The sequence below is a fragment of the Nonomuraea recticatena genome, from assembly GCF_039533245.1.
In the GTDB taxonomy this organism is placed as follows: domain Bacteria; phylum Actinomycetota; class Actinomycetes; order Streptosporangiales; family Streptosporangiaceae; genus Nonomuraea; species Nonomuraea roseola.
On sequence record NZ_BAAATE010000027.1, the window covers coordinates 50773 to 69153 of the forward strand.

At 71.7% G+C, this 18381-nt stretch carries 18 protein-coding genes; 5 read left to right on the top strand and 13 right to left on the bottom strand.

Annotated features, from left to right (window positions below; genetic code table 11):
• Window positions 1–16: 16 nt before the first annotated feature.
• The 7 genes from ABFX50_RS36890 to ABFX50_RS36920 all read right to left on the bottom strand — a co-directional run bounded on the left by ABFX50_RS36890 (window position 17) and on the right by ABFX50_RS36920 (window position 8582).
• A complete protein-coding gene (locus ABFX50_RS36890; protein ID WP_346153127.1) occupies window positions 17–601 on the bottom strand; it encodes a Wzz/FepE/Etk N-terminal domain-containing protein in 585 nt (194 codons plus the stop codon).
• On the bottom strand, window positions 598–1698 hold the full coding sequence (locus ABFX50_RS36895; protein ID WP_346153129.1) for a glycosyltransferase: 1101 nt from the start codon (window positions 1696–1698) through the stop codon (window positions 598–600). Before ABFX50_RS36895 ends, ABFX50_RS36890 begins: the two co-directional genes overlap by 4 nt.
• The gene (locus tag ABFX50_RS36900) at window positions 1695–2396 is read right to left on the bottom strand and encodes a polysaccharide deacetylase family protein (protein WP_246452178.1); all 702 of its coding nucleotides are present in this window, start codon (window positions 2394–2396) and stop codon (window positions 1695–1697) included. The genes ABFX50_RS36895 and ABFX50_RS36900 overlap by 4 nt, the downstream gene beginning before the upstream one ends.
• Window positions 2393–3883 carry a lipid II flippase MurJ gene (locus tag ABFX50_RS36905; RefSeq protein ID WP_346153130.1) on the bottom strand — a complete coding sequence of 497 codons (1491 nt, stop codon included), beginning with the start codon at window positions 3881–3883 and terminating at the stop codon, window positions 2393–2395. Before ABFX50_RS36905 ends, ABFX50_RS36900 begins: the two co-directional genes overlap by 4 nt.
• A complete protein-coding gene (locus tag ABFX50_RS36910; RefSeq protein ID WP_346153132.1) occupies window positions 3880–5127 on the bottom strand; it encodes an O-antigen ligase family protein in 1248 nt (415 codons plus the stop codon). The genes ABFX50_RS36905 and ABFX50_RS36910 overlap by 4 nt, the downstream gene beginning before the upstream one ends.
• 2 nt (window positions 5128–5129) lie before the next feature.
• Window positions 5130–6386, bottom strand: a complete 1257-nt coding sequence (locus ABFX50_RS36915) for a sugar transferase (protein WP_346153134.1) — start codon at window positions 6384–6386, stop codon at window positions 5130–5132.
• A 408-nt stretch (window positions 6387–6794) separates the two neighbouring features.
• Window positions 6795–8582, bottom strand: coding sequence for a GTP-binding protein (locus ABFX50_RS36920; RefSeq protein ID WP_346153136.1), 1788 nt, complete (start codon window positions 8580–8582; stop codon window positions 6795–6797).
• A gap of 160 nt (window positions 8583–8742) precedes the next feature.
• Between ABFX50_RS36920 and ABFX50_RS36925 the strand changes: the two genes are divergently transcribed.
• Window positions 8743–9777 (top strand): sensor histidine kinase, encoded by a 1035-nt coding sequence (locus tag ABFX50_RS36925; protein WP_346153138.1) that lies wholly within the window; start codon window positions 8743–8745, stop codon window positions 9775–9777.
• Window positions 9768–10397 (top strand): response regulator transcription factor, encoded by a 630-nt coding sequence (locus tag ABFX50_RS36930; protein WP_346153139.1) that lies wholly within the window; start codon window positions 9768–9770, stop codon window positions 10395–10397. Before ABFX50_RS36925 ends, ABFX50_RS36930 begins: the two co-directional genes overlap by 10 nt.
• On the opposite strand, the gene ABFX50_RS36935 is transcribed toward ABFX50_RS36930, so the two are convergent.
• Entirely contained in the window at window positions 10382–11287 is a 906-nt protein-coding gene (locus ABFX50_RS36935) for a LysR family transcriptional regulator (protein WP_346153141.1), read from the bottom strand. The two genes, ABFX50_RS36930 and ABFX50_RS36935, sit on opposite strands and share 16 nt — an antisense overlap.
• A 71-nt stretch (window positions 11288–11358) precedes the next feature.
• On the opposite strand from ABFX50_RS36935, the gene ABFX50_RS36940 reads away from it, so the two are divergent.
• A complete protein-coding gene (locus ABFX50_RS36940; RefSeq protein ID WP_346153143.1) occupies window positions 11359–12270 on the top strand; it encodes a DMT family transporter in 912 nt (303 codons plus the stop codon).
• Here ABFX50_RS36940 and ABFX50_RS36945 read toward each other — a convergent pair.
• Window positions 12181–12564 (bottom strand): tautomerase family protein, encoded by a 384-nt coding sequence (locus ABFX50_RS36945; RefSeq protein WP_346153145.1) that lies wholly within the window; start codon window positions 12562–12564, stop codon window positions 12181–12183. The two genes, ABFX50_RS36940 and ABFX50_RS36945, sit on opposite strands and share 90 nt — an antisense overlap.
• Window positions 12565–12582: 18 nt before the next feature.
• On the opposite strand from ABFX50_RS36945, the gene ABFX50_RS36950 reads away from it, so the two are divergent.
• Window positions 12583–13242, top strand: a complete 660-nt coding sequence (locus ABFX50_RS36950; RefSeq protein WP_346153147.1) for a response regulator — start codon at window positions 12583–12585, stop codon at window positions 13240–13242.
• An 11-nt stretch (window positions 13243–13253) separates the two neighbouring features.
• On the top strand, window positions 13254–14315 hold the full coding sequence (locus ABFX50_RS36955; protein ID WP_183654346.1) for a quinone-dependent dihydroorotate dehydrogenase: 1062 nt from the start codon (window positions 13254–13256) through the stop codon (window positions 14313–14315).
• A gap of 57 nt (window positions 14316–14372) precedes the next feature.
• On the opposite strand, the gene ABFX50_RS36960 is transcribed toward ABFX50_RS36955, so the two are convergent.
• From ABFX50_RS36960 to ABFX50_RS36975, 4 genes are all read right to left on the bottom strand, one after another.
• The gene (locus ABFX50_RS36960) at window positions 14373–15983 is read right to left on the bottom strand and encodes a beta-N-acetylhexosaminidase (RefSeq protein WP_346153149.1); all 1611 of its coding nucleotides are present in this window, start codon (window positions 15981–15983) and stop codon (window positions 14373–14375) included.
• Between the two features lie 13 nt (window positions 15984–15996).
• Window positions 15997–16839 (bottom strand): N-acetylmuramoyl-L-alanine amidase, encoded by an 843-nt coding sequence (locus ABFX50_RS36965; protein ID WP_346153151.1) that lies wholly within the window; start codon window positions 16837–16839, stop codon window positions 15997–15999.
• A gap of 28 nt (window positions 16840–16867) precedes the next feature.
• On the bottom strand, window positions 16868–17113 hold the full coding sequence (locus ABFX50_RS36970) for a hypothetical protein (RefSeq protein WP_183654355.1): 246 nt from the start codon (window positions 17111–17113) through the stop codon (window positions 16868–16870).
• A 118-nt stretch (window positions 17114–17231) separates the two neighbouring features.
• The gene (locus ABFX50_RS36975; RefSeq protein ID WP_183654358.1) at window positions 17232–18275 is read right to left on the bottom strand and encodes a LacI family DNA-binding transcriptional regulator; all 1044 of its coding nucleotides are present in this window, start codon (window positions 18273–18275) and stop codon (window positions 17232–17234) included.
• Window positions 18276–18381: the final 106 nt, after the last annotated feature.

Sequence of the window (18381 nt, forward strand, 5' to 3'; positions counted from 1 at the left end):
TCCCTGCGGCGCGCCCTCATGCCTCGGCCCCGACCAGCGAGGGAGCTCGCTCCCCGCGCGACCCGCTCGCCACGGAAGGCGAGGCCAGGAAGACGAGCCCCGCGACGAGCACCGCCGCGGCCGTCCCGATGCCCACGTTGACCAGGAGCACGGGCGACGAGGGCGCGAGCGGCATCGACGCGCTCGCGAAGCTGGCCAGCCGCACTCCGGTGTTGGTCGCCTGCATGTTCGCGTAGGAGATCAGCGCCGTCGAGGCCTGGTCGGCCCGCGCGACGGCCTCCTGCGCGGTGGGAGCGATGGCCGTGAGCCGCACCAGCGGAGCGTCAGGAGAGGCGGAGGCGCTCAGGGTCCTGTGCGCCTGCTCGCCGCTGGTGATCAGCCCGGGCTGGACGGCGATCCTCGCGTACGCCTGGGCGAAGTTGGCCGTCCGCCCGGGATCGCCCTCGGCCACCACCACGACATAGGCGTCGGAGCTGTAGACGGGCTCCCTCGCCAGTGAGTAGAAGAGCCCGGCCAGCGCCCCGAGCAGCAGGGACAGCGGCAGCCACCATCGCCTCAGCCACCCCGTCACGCGTGCCTGCGTCCATGTCATCGACGTCATCGCCTCTCCTCGTTGCCCGGGGCGCCCAGCAGGCGCCGGTAGAGCGCTTCCAATTGGTCGACCTGGTGCCGGATGTCGTAGAGCCGGACGGCCCCCGGCGGCGTCAGCCTGGACGGCCGCGTGGACGCCATTTCCTTGAGCTCGGCGCCGAGCCGGCCGGGGGTGACGCGGCGCGCTCCGGGAGCGGCGTCACGCGGCAGGTCGTCGACGGCCGGGCAGGTGTCGTACAGGACCGGCAGCCCCGCGGCGAGCGCCTCGACGACGGCCAGCCCGAACGTCTCCTCCTGCGAGGGCGCGGCCAGCACGTCCATCGCCGACAGCATGGCGCGCGTGTCGGGCGACTCGCCCGCGAAGATCACGCGGCGGTCGACTCCCAGCGCGCGGGCGAGATTCTCGAGCTGCAGCCTGCGGGATCCGGCTCCGACCAGCAGCAGGAAGGTGTCGTCGAGCCCCAGCATCGCCTCGACGAGCAGGTCGAACCGCTTGCCGGGCTCCAGCCTGCCGACGCCGCCCACCACGAACGCCTCGCGCGGCAGGCCGAGCGCGTCGCGCGTCCGCTCGCGCAGGCGCGGGTCGTAGCGGAAGGCGCGCGCGTCGACCCCGTTGGCGATCACGACGATGCGCGAGCGAGGGATGCCCCAGGTGGCCAGCCGGTCGGCCACGGTGGGCGAGACGGCCACCGTGACGTGCCCGAGCAGCTCGCTGGCCAGGTAGAGCGCCCTGACCGGCCTGGTGATGTGACGGCCCTCGATCAGCTCCTTGCCGATCGAGTGCTCAGTCGCCACGATCGCGGGAACGTTGGCCAGCCGTGCGGCCAGCCTTCCGTACACGCACGCGCGGTACAGGTGCGTGTGGACGACCTCGTAGCGGCCCGCCCGCATCAGCCTGGCCAGCCGTCCGAGCGCCCGCAGGTCGCGGTTGCCGCGCATGTCGACGCGGTGGACGGGCACCCCTGACGCCTCGATGGCCTCGGCCACCACGCCGGACCCGGTCAGCACCGCGACCTCGCAGTCGGCGCTCATGTACGGCAACTGCGCCCGCAGCTGCTGTTCCGCGCCGCCCGCCGCCAGTCCTGTGATGACGTGCAGGACCTTCACGACCCCCACCGCATCCGGTGTCGCATCCACTTGGCGCGCAGCCTCAGGGCTCCGTCCCTGTCGCCGATGTAGGTGCGGGGCAGCGCGTGAGGGCCGGTGTGCTCGGACTTCCAGATGGCGCACGCGTAGTCGTAGCCCGCGCCCCTGGCCGCGGCGACCTCGCGGGCGCCGACGTGTCCGTACGGGTAGCAGAAGCCGGTGACCTCGGCGTCCACGATCTCTTCGAGCGCCGCCTTGCTCGCCGTCAGCTCGTGCCTGAGCTCGGTGCCCGTCAGGGAGGTCAGCGAGGGGTGCACGACCGAGTGCGAGCCGACCTCCATGCCCTGGCGCGCCACCCTGCGCAGGTCGTCGGCGTCCATGAGCGGCTTGACGGGATAGCCGGCGTCCCACTCGTTGGAGCCGCCGAGCCTGCCGGAGACCATGAACACGGTCGCGGTGAAGTGATGACGCAGCAGCGCGGGGACGACCTCGCTCACGAAGTCGGCGTAGCCGTCGTCGAAGGTGAGCCCGACCAGGCGGCCGGCCGTACCGGCTCGCCTGGCGGCCATGAGCTCTCGCATCGAGACCCCGCGCAGCCCGCGCCTGGCCAGCCAGCGCAGCTGGGCGGCGAATCTGTCGGGGGAGACGGTGATGTTCAGGGGATCGTCGTCGTATTTCGTCACCGAGTGGTACATGAGGACGAGCGGCATGGCGGTCATGCGCGACCTCGGATCCTGATCATTGTGGTGATCTCCTCTGTTCCCGTGAGTGCCGCGGCGGCGCAGAACACCGCCGCGATGGCGGCCGCGGTCAGCGCCAGGACGGCCGCAGGCGGCAGGCCCGCCAGCAGCGAATGAGTGCCCCATCCGGCCGCGGCGGCGAGCGCGCCGGCCAGGAGCAGGCAGGCGGCCGGCCGGGCGACGGAGCGCACGGGCAGGCCGATGGCGGGGCCGCGCAGCCCCGCGAACAGGATCGCCGCGCTCAGCGTGATGCCGGCCGCGTTGGCCGCGGCGATCCCCGTCGTCCCCCAGGGCGGTGTGGCCAGCGCGATCGTCGCGGCCAGCCCGGCGGCCATCGCCAGCGCCGGATACCAGGTCGGGCGGGTGCCGCAGAAGAACGCCCTGCACACGACGCCGACGACCGCCTGGCCGAGCAGTCCCAGCGAATAGACGCGCATGATCAGGGCCGTGGCCTCGGTGTCGGCGTCGGTGAACGCGCCGTGCTGCAGCAGCAGCCTGACGATCTCCGGCGCGCACACCACCAGCACCGCGGTGGCGAGCAGCACGGTCGCCGCCGCCGTCACCAGGTCGTCGGTCAGCCTGCGCCTGACGGTGGGGCCGTCGCCTGCCGTGATGGCCCGCGCGAGGTGGGGGAAGGTGACCGTGGCGACGATCAGCGACAGGATCATCGGCACCTGAGCGATCTTCTGGGCGTAGTTGAGGTGCGAGATCGACCCTTCGGCCAGCGACGATCCGGCGAACCGCTCGACGAACACCTGCCCCTGGCGTTCGAGGGTGTAGGCGGCGATCGGCAGGAAGGCCCCGAGCGGCAGCAGCATCCTGCGGGTGGACCTGCGCGGCCGTCCGAGCCTCTTCACGAAGGCGGGGGCCTGTATCAGCACCATGCCCACCGCGCCGAGGGCGACCCCCGCGGCGGCCGCGGACACGCCGTGATCCTGGAAGACCCAGAGGACGGCGATGATGCCCAGGTTGTAGGCGACGCTGATGGCGGCGGGCGGGCCGAAGGCGTGGTGCGTGCGCAGCGCCGCGCTCAGATAGCCGGCCATGCCGAACATCAGGATCGTCACGGAGGTGAGCCGCATGCACCGCACGGCCAGTTCGGGGTCGGCGATGCCGGGGGCCAGCAGGGCCACGAGCCAGGGAGCCCCCGCGGCGGTCAGCGCGGTCAGGCCGAGCAGCGCGACGCTCATGTGCGGCAGCGTCGCCGCGACCAGGTTCCTGACGTCGCCGCCCCGCTCGGCGGCCCTGCTGAACAGCGGAACCATCAGGAAGGCCATGCCCTCGATGAGCAGGGGCGCGGAGGTCTCCGGGATCATCCAGGCGACCAGGAAGGCGTCGGTGGCGGAGTCGGCTCCGAAGGTCCTGGCCAACAGCAGGTCGCGACCGAAGCCGAGCATCGAGCCGAGCCCGACGAGGACGGCGGTGAGGCTCGCGGCCCTCAGCCCTGCAGGGGCGGCCGTGGTCATCGCGGCCACCCGTTCGTGGCCCAGGTCAGAGCGAGACCCAGCGTCACGGCCATGACCAGGGTGGGCGCGCCGCCGATGTCGGAGTAGGCGAAGTCGACGACCTGCCAGGTCAGCAGCCCGGCGACCGCCACCCCGCTCCGCCTGAACGTCCAGACGAGCAGCGCGCCGAAGAAGAAGGCGAAGGCGGCCAGGCCCAGCACGCCCTGCTCACTCAGCACCAGCAGGTACATGTTGTGCGGCGACAGCAGCGGCTGCCGCGTGAACCCGTTGACGGGGTCGTCGGTGTCGCTGCCCGACGACAGCCCTGTCGGCGCGTAGGTGTCGCGCAGTTCGGCGAACCGGCGGGGCCCGACGCCGGTCAGCGGGTGGTGTGTCCACATCGCTCCCGCCGTCTCCCACAGGCTGTAGCGGTCGCTCACCGACTGGTCGGGCTGGGAGAAGGAGGAGGTGATGGAGGCCAGCCGCTGCCCGATCGTGTCCGAGCCCACCCCGAAGCCGAAGACCAGCAGGAAGGCGGCGGCCACCGTGACCAGCGCCACCCGCGCGGCGGTGCGCGCGCCGTACCTGACGAGCATGACCGCCGCGGCGCAGAGCAGCGCGAGCCAGGTGCCCCGGCTCAGCGAAAGGACCAGCGGAACGGTCAGCAGGCCGGCGCCGGCGAGGGCGGCGATCCGCTGCCTGCCGTGGAGCTCCAGTCCGAGCGCGAACAGCAGGATCAGGCCGTAGCTGACGACGGTCGCCATGCCCATGACGTCGAGCGCGCCGAACGTGCCGACGGCACGCACCCTCTCGCCTCCGTACGAGGCGCCCGTTCCGGTGAACGCCTGGTAGCAGCCGACGACCCCCTGGACGGCGGCGGCGGCGACCAGCGCCCCGCCCACCAGCCACACGTCCTCCCGCCGGCGCAGCGTGATCATGACCGCCAGCGGGATCAGCACGAAGACCTGCAGGAAACGGAGGTAGCCCGGCAGGCTCGTCAGCGCGTCGGGAGAGGTCAGCGTCGCCGCCGTGACGGCGAGCACCAGAGGGGTCAGTACCAGCGCGCGCAGAGGAAGGCGCGGGCGCCCCGCCACGAGGCAGGCCGCGGCCACGGCGACCAGCGCCACGGACGCCCCGTCCGCCATGGTCACGTGGACGGCCGAGCCGGGGTCGTCGGTGCGGGAGGGAAGGCAGGTCAGCAGCACGGTCGCGGCAGCCAGGAGACTCGGCCCGCGTGCCAGGGACGCGGGGAGCAGGACGCGCATCCCTAACTTCCACCTGGCCGGAGCAGGGACCAGGCGGTCCTGATCATGATCTTGAAGTCGGTCCTGAGTGACCAGTCGTCGATGTAGTGGTTGTCGAAGCGCGCCCTGTCCTCGATCGAGGTGTCGCCGCGCAGCCCGTGGATCTGCGCCCAGCCGGTGATCCCGACCGGCACCCTGTGGCGCAGGCGGTAGCCGGGGGTGGTGGCGGAGAACTGGTCGACGAAGTAGGGGCGCTCAGGCCTGGGACCGACGATGCTCATGTCGCCCTTGAGCACGTTCCAGAGCTGAGGCAGCTCGTCGAGTGAGGATCTGCGCAGCGCCTTGCCCACAGGGCCGAGCCTGCGGTCGTGGGCGATGCTCCAGCGGGTGGCCGACTCGTGCGCGTCCACCGGCTTGAGCGTGCGCAGCTTGATGAGCTCGATCGGCCTGCCGCCGCAGCCGACCCTGCGCTGCCTGAACAGCACGCCGGGGCCGATCTCCCAGCGCACCATGAGCGCACAGACGGCGAGGATCGGCGCGCTGATCACCAGGCCGACCAGGGCGACCGCGATGTCGAGCGCCCGCTTGAGCGGCCAGGTCAGGCGGGTCTGCGGGTCGGGGCGCATGCGCAGCAGCGGGAAGCTCCTGACCTGCTCGCGCAGCGGGGCGAAGTCCAGGACCAGATCGTCAGGCGCGGGGGCGAGGTAGACCTCGCAGCCCAGCTCCCTGGCGGCCCTGGCCAGGTCCTGCCCCTCCCTGCCCGCGATGACCACGGCGCGCACCTCGTGCGCGTGGAAGATCTCGGCGAGGTCGTCAGGGGTGCCGAGCACCGGAGGCCCGGTGTCCGTGTCGGTCTCCTCGTCGAGGAAGCCGATCGGCAGCAGGCCGTACTCGGGAAAGCCGAGCAGGGCCGAGGCCAGGCGATGCCCGTGCGGGTTGGCGCCCACCACCACGGCGGGTTTGATGCCGCCGCGCCTGCGCGCGGCGCGCACGGCGGCCTGGAAGACGCACCTGCCGCAGAAGGCCAGAAAGGCGAAGAGGGCCGCGGCGATGACGGCCACGGTCAACGAGGCTGATTCCCAGAAGGCGGCCAGGGTGGCGACCAGTCCCGCTCCCGCCAGCCAGAACCCCCTGTCAAGGCTGGAGGGCAGGATCCTCGGCTCGTACACCCGGCCGGCGGCGTTCACCGCGACGACCAGGACACAGGCGAGGAGAACCCGCCAGGGCGTCTGCCCGGCCATCAGCGCGCTGAAGGTCATGCACGCCAGATCGATGCTCATCAGGCCAAGCGGCTGGACGGCTGCCCAGTACCCAGATCGCCGGTGTCCCGCCCACACCGCGGCATGGCGGTCATCCCCTACAGATACAGCCATCATTTCTCCGCTAATCACCTTAAGTCGGCATGCGCCACTTGCCCGACCTAATCAAAACAAAGATCATCGGCGAGCCCTTGTTTGCTTTCTTCCCTACGCCGGCGAGGGCCGGAACCGGCCCCTTCGAATAGGCGAGAAAACCCCTCAACAAAGACTTGATCGTAGCCGTCCAGCAACCGCAGATTCCGTATTGGAGCAGGCGAAACAGAAGATTCGTGGGCAACTTTTCGTTGGGAGGTTGTTGGCGGTAGAAATACCCGCTCCACGTTTGTGGGAAGCTGTGGAGGCGAGGATTATCGGGATGTCGAGATGTCTTTAACGGCCCGGTCGCCTGACGGGGAAAGCGCGGCCCGTCACCGGGCGATCCCCTGACGGCGTGGACCACCACACGCCCTCGCCGCGCGTCAGTCCGGGCAGCTGTCGCTTGGCCTGGTTGACCAGGCGAGCGGGCAGCGAGCCCGTGACGAGCGTGGGTGAGGTGTCGCCCAGCTCGGCCCCCAGCCCTGTCAGCTTGGCCGTGACGGGGCCGAACGCGTCGGAGGGCAGCTCCACCTCGAAGGCGTGGCAGGGCTCGTAGACCCTGGTGCCCGCCCTGGCGAGGGCCGATCTCAGCACGACAGGGGTCTGGTTGCGGAAGTCGCCCGCCGTGCTGAGCGGCGCGACGAAGCCCGACCTGGTCAGCGTGACCGCGCAGTCGACGACGGGCCAGCCGTACAGGCCCTCGGTGAGAGTGAGGGGGACGGTGTCCTCGATCGCCTGGTTGAAGCTGTGCAGCAGCGAGCCGAGCTCGACCTCCCGCCTGAACGAGTAACCCGTTCCCGGCTCCACCCGCAGGCCGACGGTGGCCAGGAAGGTGTTGTCCGCGTGCCTGCCGATCTCCCTCCAGTCCTCGCCCACGCCCACGGGGCGTTCGAGGTAGAGCGGTGTGCTGTCGGCGAAGACGGCCTCGACGCCGAACTCGTCCCGCAGCCGCTCGGCCAGCACCTCCTTCTGCACCTCGCCGTAGAGCAGCACCGAGGTGCCGCCTTCGGGCAGGCCCCTGGTCTGGATGAGCGGATCCTGCTCGGCCAGCAGGAGCAGCGCGGCGTGCAGGCGGGCGGCGTCGGCAGGGTCCGCGGGCGTGACGACCGTCTCCATGCTGGGCCTGGCGAAGGCGGGAGCCCCTTCGGGGGCGGGCGAGAGCCTGTCGCCGACGCGGGCGCCCGACAGGCCCGAGAGCCTGCCGATGTCCCCGGCGGTGAGCCGGTCCTCGGAGCCCGAGCCCACCACCTCCAGCCTGGTCACCTGGCCGGAGTCGAGCTTCTGCCGCACGTGCAGCTCACCGGAGAACAGCCGCAGGTAGGCGACCTTGTGGCCGGACCTGTCGCGCTCGATGGCGAAGATCGTGCCCCGCAGGTCGTCGTCCTGGGGCGTGGGGACGGGGAGCAGGTCGCGGACGCCCTCGAGCAGTTCGGCCACGCCCTGCCCGCCGATCGCCGAGCCGTGGAAGACCGGATAGACCCGGCAGGCGGCGGTCTGCTCGGCGAGCCTCCCCCGCAGCTCGCCGGGCGGGAGCTCGCGCCCTTCGACCAGCGCTTCCAGCACGGTGTCGTCGTGGTCGGCCAGGAGCTCCGCGTCGAGTGACACAGGGACGACGCGGCCCTGCCGTACGTGGTTGACGGGGACGGCCGGCAGCCCTTCGAGGATGTCGCGCTCGAGCGCGCCCCTCCTGTCGATCTTGTTGACGAACAGGAGCGTGGGCATGCGCATCTTGCGCAGCGTCTTCAACAGGACCCTGGTCTGGGCCTGGATGCCCTCGACCGCGGAGATCACCAGGATGGCGCCGTCGAGCACCCCGAGCGCCCGCTCGACCTCGGCGACGAAGTCGGCGTGGCCGGGGGTGTCGATGAGGTTGACCCGCAGGTCGCCGAGGGTGAAGGAGGCGACGGCCGAGCGGATCGTGATGCCGCGGCGGCGCTCGATCTCGCCGGTGTCGGTCTGGGTGTCGCCGCCGTCGACGCTGCCGAGCCTGTGGATGGCGCCCGCGTCGAAGAGGATGCGTTCGGTGAGGCTGGTCTTACCCGCGTCGACGTGCGCGAGCACGCCGATGTTCAGGGTGGTCATGGATGCGTGGAACCTCGGTAGGAAGGACAGGGCGCTGAGTCGATCCGAGGCTCTGCCGCATCTGGTCCTCCCGAGGTTTCGTGCGGCGTCCATTGTGCTTCAGGGGCCTGCGGAGGTCCATCGGTTTTCTCCCGCGTACGGCGAGGCCGACAATTCCTGGGTGAGAGCTCTGCTGTACCTGCTGGCCAGCCTCGTCCCCGGACTGGCGGCGGTGGCGATCGGGGTCGCCGCGTTCGCCACGCCGTTCGCCGCGGCGCTGGCCGTGCCGGCCGTGCCCCTCGTGGCGTGGTTCGAGCGGTGGAGGCTCGGCTCGCCCCCTGTACGGCACCGGTGGCGCGAGCTGGGGCTGGGCCTCGCCTCGCTGCTCGTGCTGTGGTGGATCGACCTGGTGATGATCGCGTTCGCGGTCGGAGGGCCGATCGTGCTGATCATCTCGCCGGCCGTACAGGAGGATCTCGGGCCCGCGATCGTCGCCTCGGTGGCGGGGGTCGTGCTGGTGCCTGTCGGGATCGCCGTCCTGCTGCTGTGGGGCAGGGCCCGCATGACCATGGCGAGGGAGCTCCTGGAGCCGCACAGGCTGGAGGAGGTCGTGGCGTCGAGGGCCAGGCTGGTCGACGCGTTCGACGTCGAGCGGCGCAGGATCGAGCGGGACCTGCACGACGGCGCCCAGCAGCGCCTGGTCGCGCTGTCGATGCGGCTGGGACTGGCCAAGCTGGACCTGCCGCCTGGCTCGCCCGCGGCCCAGCAGGTGGCGAGCGCACACGAGGAGGCCAGGCAGGCGCTGGTCGAGCTGCGCGAGCTGATCAGGGGCGTGCACCCGCAGGTGCTGACCGACAGGGGACTGGCCGCGGCGATCGGGGAGGTCGCCTCCCGCTCGCCGATCCCCGTGGAGGTCGAGACGGTGCTGGAGCGGCTGCCCGAGCCGGTCGAGACGGCCGCGTACTACGTCGTCTCGGAGGCGCTGGCGAACGTCGCCAGGCACAGCGGCGCGTCACGGGCCTGGATCAGCGCCTCCCGGGCCTCGGGAGCACTCGTCGTCGAGATCGGCGACGACGGCGCGGGCGGGGCCGACCCTGCCAAGGGCTCGGGGCTCACGGGGCTGGCCGACAGGCTCGCGGTCGTGGGCGGCAGACTGTCGCTGTCCAGCCCGGCAGGCGGGCCGACGACGATGCGAGTGGAGATCCCGTGCGAGTAGTGATCGCCGAGGACGCCGTGCTGCTGCGCGAGGGTCTGGTCGGGCTGCTGGAGCGGTTCGGCCACGAGGTGGTGGCGGCCGTCGGCGACGCCGAGGCGCTGACGGAGGCGGCCACCGAGCACAGACCCGACATCGTGGTCACCGACGTGCGCATGCCGCCGGGCTTCACCGACGAAGGGCTGAGAGCGGCGATCAGGCTGCGCGCGGACGGCCTGCCCGTGCTCGTCCTCAGCCAGTACGTCGAGCAGACCTACGCCGCCGAGCTGATGGACGCAGGAGAGGGCGTCGGCTACCTGCTGAAGGACAGGATCGGCGAGGTGACCGAGTTCGTCGACGCCCTGAACAGGGTGGCCAGGGGCGGGATGGTCGTCGATACCGAGGTGGTGCGGCAGCTGCTCGGCCGCCGCCGCGACCCGCTCCAGCGCCTGACGCCCAGGGAGCTCGAGGTGCTCGGCCTGATCGCCGAAGGCCGCTCCAACGCCTCCATCGCCCGCGAACTCGTCGTCACGGAGGCCGCGGTGGCCAAGCACATCGCCAACATCTTCGCCAAGCTCGACCTGCCGCCCGCCGCCGACGGTCACCGCAGGGTGCTGGCCGTCCTGGCCTACCTGCGGACCTGAGCCTCGAGGGCCCGCAGCCGCGCCGAGGCGAGCTCGAGGACCATCCGGGTGGAGGGGGAGAGCGTCGGGCCGTGCACGATCGCGAACGTGTCGTGCAGCGGCGGATCGAGCGACGACCAGCGCAGCGTGTCAGGCAGCCGGTCGGCCAGCCGGTGCAGCACGCCCCTCCAGCTCACCGTCGCCGCCAGGCCGCGGGCCGCGATCTCCAGCGCGGTCTCCGGGTCCTCCACCTCCACCCTGGGCCGCAGCACGTGACCCGCCGCCTGGACGGCTCGCGTGAGCGCGCGGCGGGTGGTGTCCTCCTCGCGCCAGCTCACGTGCGGCAGCACGAGCGGCTGTGAGGCCAGGTACGCGGGCGTGACGGGATCGCGGGCCTCGGTGCTGACGTAGACCAGCTCGTCGCGCATCACGGGGGTCACCGACAGCCCCTCGCCGGGGACCGGCACCGCTGAGACGGCCGCCTCCAGCCTTCCCCTGCGCACGTGGTCGAGCACCTCGGCGGAGTTCTGCCCGATGAGCTGGACGCGGACGCCAGGGTGCCGCTCGAGGACGTCGGCCACCAGGTCGGCGCCCAGGTAGAAGCGGGCGGTGCCGAACAGGCCGAGCCGTACCGTGCCGGTCAGGACCTCCCGCACCGCGGCGACCGCCCTGCCCGCCTCCTCCACCGCGGCCAGGGCGGCGGCAGCGTGGGGGCGCAGCGCCAGCGCCGCCTCGGTGGGCACCACGCCCCTGCCCACCCGCAGGAACAGCGTCACCTGCAGGTGCTGCTCCAGCAGGCGCACCTGCTCGGAGATGGACGGCTGGGCGTAGCCGAGAGCCACGGCGGCGGCGGTGAACGAGCCGTGATCCAGGGTGGCGAGGAAGCAGCGCAGCTGGTGGAGAGTGGCCAAGGAATCCCCTATGGAATCCAAAGGAAAGCAAGGCTACCTCGATGGCTCGACGGTGCCTAGGTTGGCCGGTCATGGGAGTGCTGTGGTGTCTGGTGTCCGCGCTGGGCTTCGGCCTGTCGCCGATCTTCGCCAAGGAGGCCTACGCGTCAGGTGTCAGCGTGACGGGGATGCTCACCGGCAGGTTCGTCATCGCCGCCGTCGTGCTGTGGCTCGTCGTGGCCTGGCGCAGGCCCCCGCTGCCGGTCGCCAGGGTGGCGCTGACGGCCGTCGGGCTCGGCGGCGTCGGCTACGCCGTCCAGGCGCTGTGCTACTTCGGCGCGGTCGCGCGCATCGACGCGTCGCTGGCGGCGCTCCTGCTCTACACCTATCCCGCGCTGGTGACGGCGCTGGCCGTGGGGCTGCGCAGGGAGTCGCTCGACCGGCGCAAGCTGGCCGCGCTCGGCTGCTCGGCCGTGGGCCTGGTGCTCCTGCTGGGCCTGGGCGGCTCGGCGGCGCAGCTGTCGGGCGTGCTGCTGGCGCTCGGCGCGGCCGTCGCCTACTCGCTCTACCTGACCGTCGCCGACGGGCTGCCCGAGAACCTGGACGTCTACCTGCTGTCGGCGATCGTCTTCACCGCGGCGGCGGTCACGCTCGGCGTCACGGGCGGCCTCGACCTGCCCGCGACCGCCGCGGGCTGGGCCTGGACGGGACTGCTCGGCCTCGTCTCGACCGTGCTGGCGATGGTGGCGCTGTTCGTGGGCGTGCGCCTGCTCGGCGCGCCGACCGCCGCCATCCTGTCGTGCGCGGAGCCCGTCGTGACGCTCGTGTCCACCTCGCTCGTGTACGGCGAGCGCCTCGGGGCGGGTCAGCTGGCGGGCGGCGTCGCCGTCCTGGCCGCGGTGCTGGTGCTGCGGCTAGACCTCGACCTTGTACGGCAGCGCCAGCTCGTCGGCGGGCACGCCCCTGATGCCCCAGTTGACCGCGGGCATCTCGATGATCGTTAGCTCGAGGTCGTCGGTGGAGATCCCCAGCGCGGGCGCCTTGGCGAACACCTCGCGGATCAGCGCCCTCTTCGCCTCGTCGCTGCGGCCCGTGAAGCAGACGACCTCGACGATCAGGTAGTCGTCGCCGCGCTGCGGGCAGATCAGGTCGTCGGCGTCGAGCAGCAGGAAGCGGTGGAATCGCTTGCCCTCGGGCAGTCCCCACGCCTTCACCACGCACTCGTGGAGCAGGTCGGACACCTCCCGCTGCCGCCCAGCCCATACGTCACGCCGTCCGAAGACCTTCACCTGCGCCATATGGGGCAATATACAGGCGTGATCAGAATTCTCCTCGCCGACGACGAAGCCATGATCAGGGCGGGTGTGGGCGCGATCCTCGGCGTCGACCCCTCCTTCCAGATCGTCGCCGAGGCCGGGGACGGCAGGCAGGCCGTGGACCTGGCGATCAGCCACAGGCCCGACGTCGCGCTGCTCGACATCCGCATGCCGAAGCTCGACGGCCTCGCCGCCGCCGCCGAGATCCGCAGGGTCGCGCCCGGCACGGCGATCATCATGCTCACCACTTTCGGCGAGGACGACTACATCGCCAAGGCGCTCGACGTCGGCGCCAGCGGGTTCCTGCTCAAGTCGGGCGACCCGCGCGAGCTGATCGCCGGGATCCACGCCGTGGCCGGCGGCGCGGCCTACCTCTCGCCCAAGGTGGCCCAGCGCGTCATCAGCCAGCTCTCCGGCGGCCAGATGGCGCGAGGAGCGGCCGCCCGCGACAGGATCGACGCGCTGACCGACCGCGAGAAGGAGGTGCTCGCCCTGGTCGGCGAGGGGCTGTCCAACGCGGAGATCGCCAAGCGGCTGTTCATCGTCGAGGGGACCGTCAAGGCCTACGTGAGCACGATCCTGACCAGGCTGGAGGTCCGCAACAGGGTCCAGGCCGCGATCGTGGCCTACGAAGCGGGCCTTGTCGGACAGGACCGATAACCTGAGCCTTGATGTACCGACTCCTGTTCTCGCAGGTCTTGCGGCGTCTCGACGCCGAGGCCGTGCACCACGCAACCGTCAGAGCGCTCGCGCTGCTCTCCACGCTGCCGCTGCTCAAGCGGCTGCTCCACCGCGCCCTCGCGCCGAGCGATCCCGCGCTGCGGGTGACGGCCTTCGGGGTGCACTTCCCCGGGCCGCTCGGCCTGGCCGCGGGGTTCGACAAGGACGCGGCCTGCGCCGAGGCGCTGTCGGCGTTCGGGTTCGGGCACGTCGAGGTCGGCACGATCACCGCCCACGCCCAGCCGGGCAACCCGCGTCCCCGCCTGTTCCGCGACGTCAGGCGGCGAGCGGTGATCAACAGGATGGGGTTCAACAACGCCGGGGCGCAGGCGGCGGCGCGCAGGCTGCGCCGTACGCGGGGGGTTCCCGTGGTGGTCGGGGTCAACATCGGCAAGACGAAGGTCGTGCCCGAGTCCGAGGCCACCGCCGACTATGTGACCAGCGCCAAGGAGCTGGCCCCTCTCGCCGACTACCTGGTCGTCAACGTCAGCTCGCCCAACACGCCGGGGCTGCGCAACTTGCAGGCGGTCGAGCTGCTGCGACCGCTGCTGGCGGCGGTTAAGGAGGTCGCCGACTCCACGCCACGCCGCACGCCGCTGCTGGTGAAGATCGCCCCCGACCTGGCCGACGACGACGTCGACGCGGTGGCGGACCTGGCGCTCGAGCTGGGGCTCGACGGCATCATCGCGACCAACACCACCATCCGCCACTCGGGTGAGACCGGCGGGCTGTCAGGGCGTCCGCTGAAGGAGCGCTCGATCGAGGTCCTGCGCAGGCTGCGGGCCCGCGTCGGCGACCGGCTGACGCTCGTGTCCGTGGGCGGGGTCGAGGACGTCGACGACGTGTGGGAGCGGCTGCTCGCCGGCGCCACCCTGGTGCAGGGCTACACGGGGATGATCTACGAGGGCCCGCTGTGGGCCTCCCGCATCCACCGCAGGCTCTCCCGCCGCCTCCGTCGCCACGCCACGACCGTCCCCGAGCTGATCGGCCGCACGGCGCCCGACCGCGGCTGAGACGCTCACCAGCACAGGCGGGCCGCCCGCGAAGCGACCCGCCTCAGGCGCCGACGGTCAGACGCTCGGCCTGGTCGAGGTGGCCGAGTGGGTCATCTCGTCCAGGTGCTCCATCGCGTTCATCACCGGCACGACGGCGGGGCGGTGCGGGCGGCCCTGCTGCCACGGGCGCGGGCCCGACAGCGGGCGATACTCCACGCCGAGCGCGTCGAGCCTGCCGAGGTGGCGCTCGAGCCTGCCCATGAAGTCGGAGCCGGCCTCTCCCGCCCAGGCGACCTCGGCCAGCGCGCAGGCGCGCGGCCACGCCCGGTAGTCGAGCACCCGCGCGTCGGGGATGCGCTCGCTCCACAGCTGCGCCTGCAGGCCGACCACGCGCTCGCGTTCCTCGGGCTCCCACGACGAGGGGGCCGGCTCGAACGAGGCCACGTCCGTCACGGTGATCGCGTCGCCGATGGCCATCGGCTCCTGCGCGGAGGAGGCCTCCGCGTAGTCGAAGTAGAGCGGGAACACCGGCGTCGCGATCACCGCGTGCCCCGCGGCTGCGGCCCTGCGGCCCACGCCCATGCCGCGCCACGGCATCACCATCGTGTCCTCGCGCAGCCCGCCCGCCACGAAGGCCTCGTCCCACACCACGGCGCGCGAGCCGCGCTCGGCCAGCACGTCGGCCAGCCGTCGCAGGAACCAGCCGTGCAGCTCGCCCACGTCGGCCAGGCCGAGCGACCGGCGGTAGGCGGTGATCTCGGCGGAGGCCTCCCAGTCGTCGAGCACGCACTCGTCGCCGCCGATGTGCACGTACGGCGTCGCGCCGAGCGCGCCGAGCAGCTCGTCGAAGACGGCCGTGAGGAAGTCGACGGTCGGCGGCAGCGGCGACAGGATCGCGGGGGAGATGCCCCACCGGTCGAGCACCTCGAAGCTCTCGCCCGTCGCGCCCAGCTCCGGATAGGCGGCCAGGATGGCCGAGGCGTGCCCCGGCACGTCGATCTCGGGAACGATGACGACCTCGCGCGCCCTCGCGTACGCGGCGATCTCGGCCAGGTCGTCGAGGGTGTAGTAGCCGCCGTGCGGGATCCCGTCGTAGGTGGGCTCCTCGCGGAAGTAGTTGGTGGCGGTGCGCGCCCTGTGGGAGGCCACCTCGTGCAGGCGGGGATAGGCCCTGCTCTCCACCCGCCAGCCCTGGTCGTCGACCAGGTGCAGGTGGAGCCTGTTGAGCTTGTGCGCGCCCATCAGGTCGATGACCCTCAGCACCTCGCGCTTGGGCAGGAAGTGCCGCGCCACGTCCAGGTGGAGCCCGCGCCAGCTGTGGGAGGGAGAGTCCTCGACGCGCACGCCGGGCACGGTCCACGCGTCGGTCGTGACCGCGCTGCGGTAGGTCGCGTCGGGAAGCAGTTGGTGCAGCGACTGCCCGGCGTAGAACGCGCCCGCCCTGCCGCCCGCGGTGATCTCGACGCCACGCGAACCGACGACCAGGCGGTAGGCCTCCTCGCCGAGCGCGGGGTCCATCCTGACGTCGATCGCGCCCGTGTCGCCGGGGCGCAGGTCGAGGACCGGTAGCGCCCGCCGTACGGCGTCGGCCAGTTCGGCGGGGCCCGAGACGGTGGCTCCGACGGCGAGCTCGTAGGAGCCGGACAGCGAGGACAGCACATCCGGGCGAGGCAGCAGCGTGTTCATGCCGGGAATGATGTCACTTCAGGTAGTTTTGCAAACCGTCCGCCAGCGACTGAGCGATGCGCTGCCTGAAGGCGGCGTCCTTGAACTTGGCGGCCTCACCCGCGTTGCGCATGTTGCCGGACTCAATGAAGATCTTGGGCACCGTCGAGAGGTTGAGCCCGCCGAGGTCGTTGCGGAAGCTGAGCGCCTTCGACCCGATGTAGGTGGAGTACGGCAGGCCGGTGCCCTTCCTGAACGCGTCGCGCACCGCGACGCCCAGCCTGCGCGAGTCGTTCACGACGGGGTCGACAGGGCCGTTGATCTTCTTCGGGATGATCACGTGGAAGCCGCGGTTGCCGGCCGCCGAGCCGTCGGCGTGCACCGAGATGGCGGCGTCGGCCTTGGCCTTGTTGCCGATCGCGGCCCGCTCGGTGATGCAGGGCCCGACTCCGGTGTTGTCGGCGCGAGTCAGCTTCACCGTGGCGCCGCGCGTCTTGAGGATCTTGGTGAGGCGTTGGGAGACGTCCCAGGTGAAGGCGGCCTCGGAATAGCCGTCGTTCGTGGAGGTGCCGGTGGTGTCGCAGGCCTTCCACTGGGTCAGCACGTTGACCTGACGGTTGATGGCCTTCGGGTTCTTGTGGTTGCCCCCGTTGTGACCTGGGTCGATCACGATGGTCCTGCCCTCCAGCGGCCTGTCGGCCGTGGGGGCCGCCGAGCCCGCCGCGGGCGAGGCCGCGGGGGCCGACGAGGACGCGGCCGAGGCGGACGGCTGGGCGGCCACGGGCGCGGCGACCCTCTCACTGTTGGCGGCGGCGCCACCGCACGAGGCGGCGGCCAGGCCACAGAGGGCGAGAGCGGAGGCAGCTAGAACACGCATGCGCTCCAACTTACGTGACCCCGCGGACTTACCAGACGTGTTCGCCGACTTCCTGGCGCTGGAGGAGGGCCGCCAGCTCCCTCGCATCCTCGGCGTCCAGGCCGAGGACCACGCGCGGACGGCCCCACGGGTGGTCGAGGGAGTGGGCCACGTAACTGGCCACCGACTCGGCCCCCGCGTCGCCGCGCCCACGCCCGGCGCGCCAGTGCGCCCAGGCCCGCTCGAGTTCGGCCGCGGCGCGCTGGGCGCATGACACCAGTTCTGGATCACGCATGACTGTCCCCCGGGTCAGATACGGCAGTGACCCGTCCGAGTTAACAACCGGGGCCGCGGGGCGCCACGGCCGTTTGAACCAGGCTTGGGGAAGGCATCGGGTGAAGAAGACGCCCTCTTCACTCGTGGGCGGGGCCCGTGCTGCGCCGTACGATCAGCTCGGGTGTGACCTGGCGCAGGCGGGCGACCTTGCCCGGGTCCTGGATCCTGTCGCTCAGCAGCGCCGCGGCCGACCTGCCCATCGTGCGCCTGGGCTGGTCGACGGAGGTGAGGGAGATGTGGTGCACGCCCGCCAGGTGCGTGTTGTCGTAGCCGATGACGGACAGGTCCTCGGGCACGCGCAGGCCCAGCTCGCTCGCCGCCGACAGCACGCCGAGCGCGACGAGGTCGTTGGCGGCGAAGATGGCCGTGGGGCGAGGGTCGCGGGTGAGCAGCGCGCGTGCGGTGCGCCTGCCCCCCTCCTCCGTGCTCTCACCGTGCTCGACCATGATGTACGGCGCCAGCGCGTGCCGCCGCATGGCCACCAGGTAGCCCTCGCAGCGCGAAGCGCGTGAGCCCTCGATGTGCGCGATGCGCCGGTGCCCGTGCTCGACCAGGTGGTCGATGGCCAGACGGGCGCCGAGCTGGTCGTCGTCGACGACGATGTCGACGTTGTCGAGCTCGATGTCACGTTCCCCTACGACCACGGTGGGGGTGTAGGAGGTCGCCTCGATGAGGGTCTCGCTGGTCGGGGCGATGCCGAGCAGCACCAGACCGTCCACTCTCAACTCGAGGAACGCTTCGACGGCCTCGTCCTCGAAGGCGGGGTCCCACTGGCTGTTGCCGATCAGCATCCTCAGCCCGTCGCCGTGCAGGCTCTCCTGCAGGCCGTCGAGGAACTCGGCGTAGAAGGGGTTGTGCAGGTCGGCCACGAGCGCGCCGACCAGATGGGTACGGCCCTCGACGAGGCTGCGAGCCACGGCGTTGGGGCGGTAGCCGAGCTCGCGGGCCGCCTGCAGGACGGCCTGCCTGCGATGCTCGCTGACGTGCGGGGAGCCGCGCAGCACGAGCGAGACCAGCGATTTGGAGACGCCTGCGCGCTCGGCGACGTTGCGGATGGTGGGTCTCGGGCGAGGCAACGTGTCTACCTCGACGACGGTCGTGTTGACTGACGGTCCTGACATGTGTCTCCCCCGCGATGCGTGGATGGGCACCTGTCTCACCAAACGATCGAGGACGCGGCAGGGTACGGGCCGAAGCGTTATTAGGCAGCGCCTCCGATAGTGTGCA

Excerpts from the sequence above, each read along its gene's own strand:
- ABFX50_RS36890 (WP_346153127.1), bottom strand. The coding sequence starts at position 601 with ATGACGTCGATGACATGGACGCAGGCACGCGTGACGGGGTGGCTGAGG.
- ABFX50_RS36900 (WP_246452178.1), bottom strand. The coding sequence starts at position 2,396 with ATGACCGCCATGCCGCTCGTCCTCATGTACCACTCGGTGACGAAATAC.
- ABFX50_RS36905 (WP_346153130.1), bottom strand. The coding sequence starts at position 3,883 with ATGACCACGGCCGCCCCTGCAGGGCTGAGGGCCGCGAGCCTCACCGCC.
- ABFX50_RS36910 (WP_346153132.1), bottom strand. The coding sequence starts at position 5,127 with ATGCGCGTCCTGCTCCCCGCGTCCCTGGCACGCGGGCCGAGTCTCCTG.
- ABFX50_RS36915 (WP_346153134.1), bottom strand. The coding sequence starts at position 6,386 with ATGAGCATCGATCTGGCGTGCATGACCTTCAGCGCGCTGATGGCCGGG.
- ABFX50_RS36920 (WP_346153136.1), bottom strand. The coding sequence starts at position 8,582 with ATGACCACCCTGAACATCGGCGTGCTCGCGCACGTCGACGCGGGTAAG.
- ABFX50_RS36940 (WP_346153143.1), top strand. The coding sequence starts at position 11,359 with ATGGGAGTGCTGTGGTGTCTGGTGTCCGCGCTGGGCTTCGGCCTGTCG.
- ABFX50_RS36945 (WP_346153145.1), bottom strand. The coding sequence starts at position 12,564 with ATGGCGCAGGTGAAGGTCTTCGGACGGCGTGACGTATGGGCTGGGCGG.
- ABFX50_RS36955 (WP_183654346.1), top strand. The coding sequence starts at position 13,254 with ATGTACCGACTCCTGTTCTCGCAGGTCTTGCGGCGTCTCGACGCCGAG.
- ABFX50_RS36960 (WP_346153149.1), bottom strand. The coding sequence starts at position 15,983 with ATGAACACGCTGCTGCCTCGCCCGGATGTGCTGTCCTCGCTGTCCGGC.
- ABFX50_RS36965 (WP_346153151.1), bottom strand. The coding sequence starts at position 16,839 with ATGCGTGTTCTAGCTGCCTCCGCTCTCGCCCTCTGTGGCCTGGCCGCC.
- ABFX50_RS36970 (WP_183654355.1), bottom strand. The coding sequence starts at position 17,113 with ATGCGTGATCCAGAACTGGTGTCATGCGCCCAGCGCGCCGCGGCCGAA.
- ABFX50_RS36975 (WP_183654358.1), bottom strand. The coding sequence starts at position 18,275 with ATGTCAGGACCGTCAGTCAACACGACCGTCGTCGAGGTAGACACGTTG.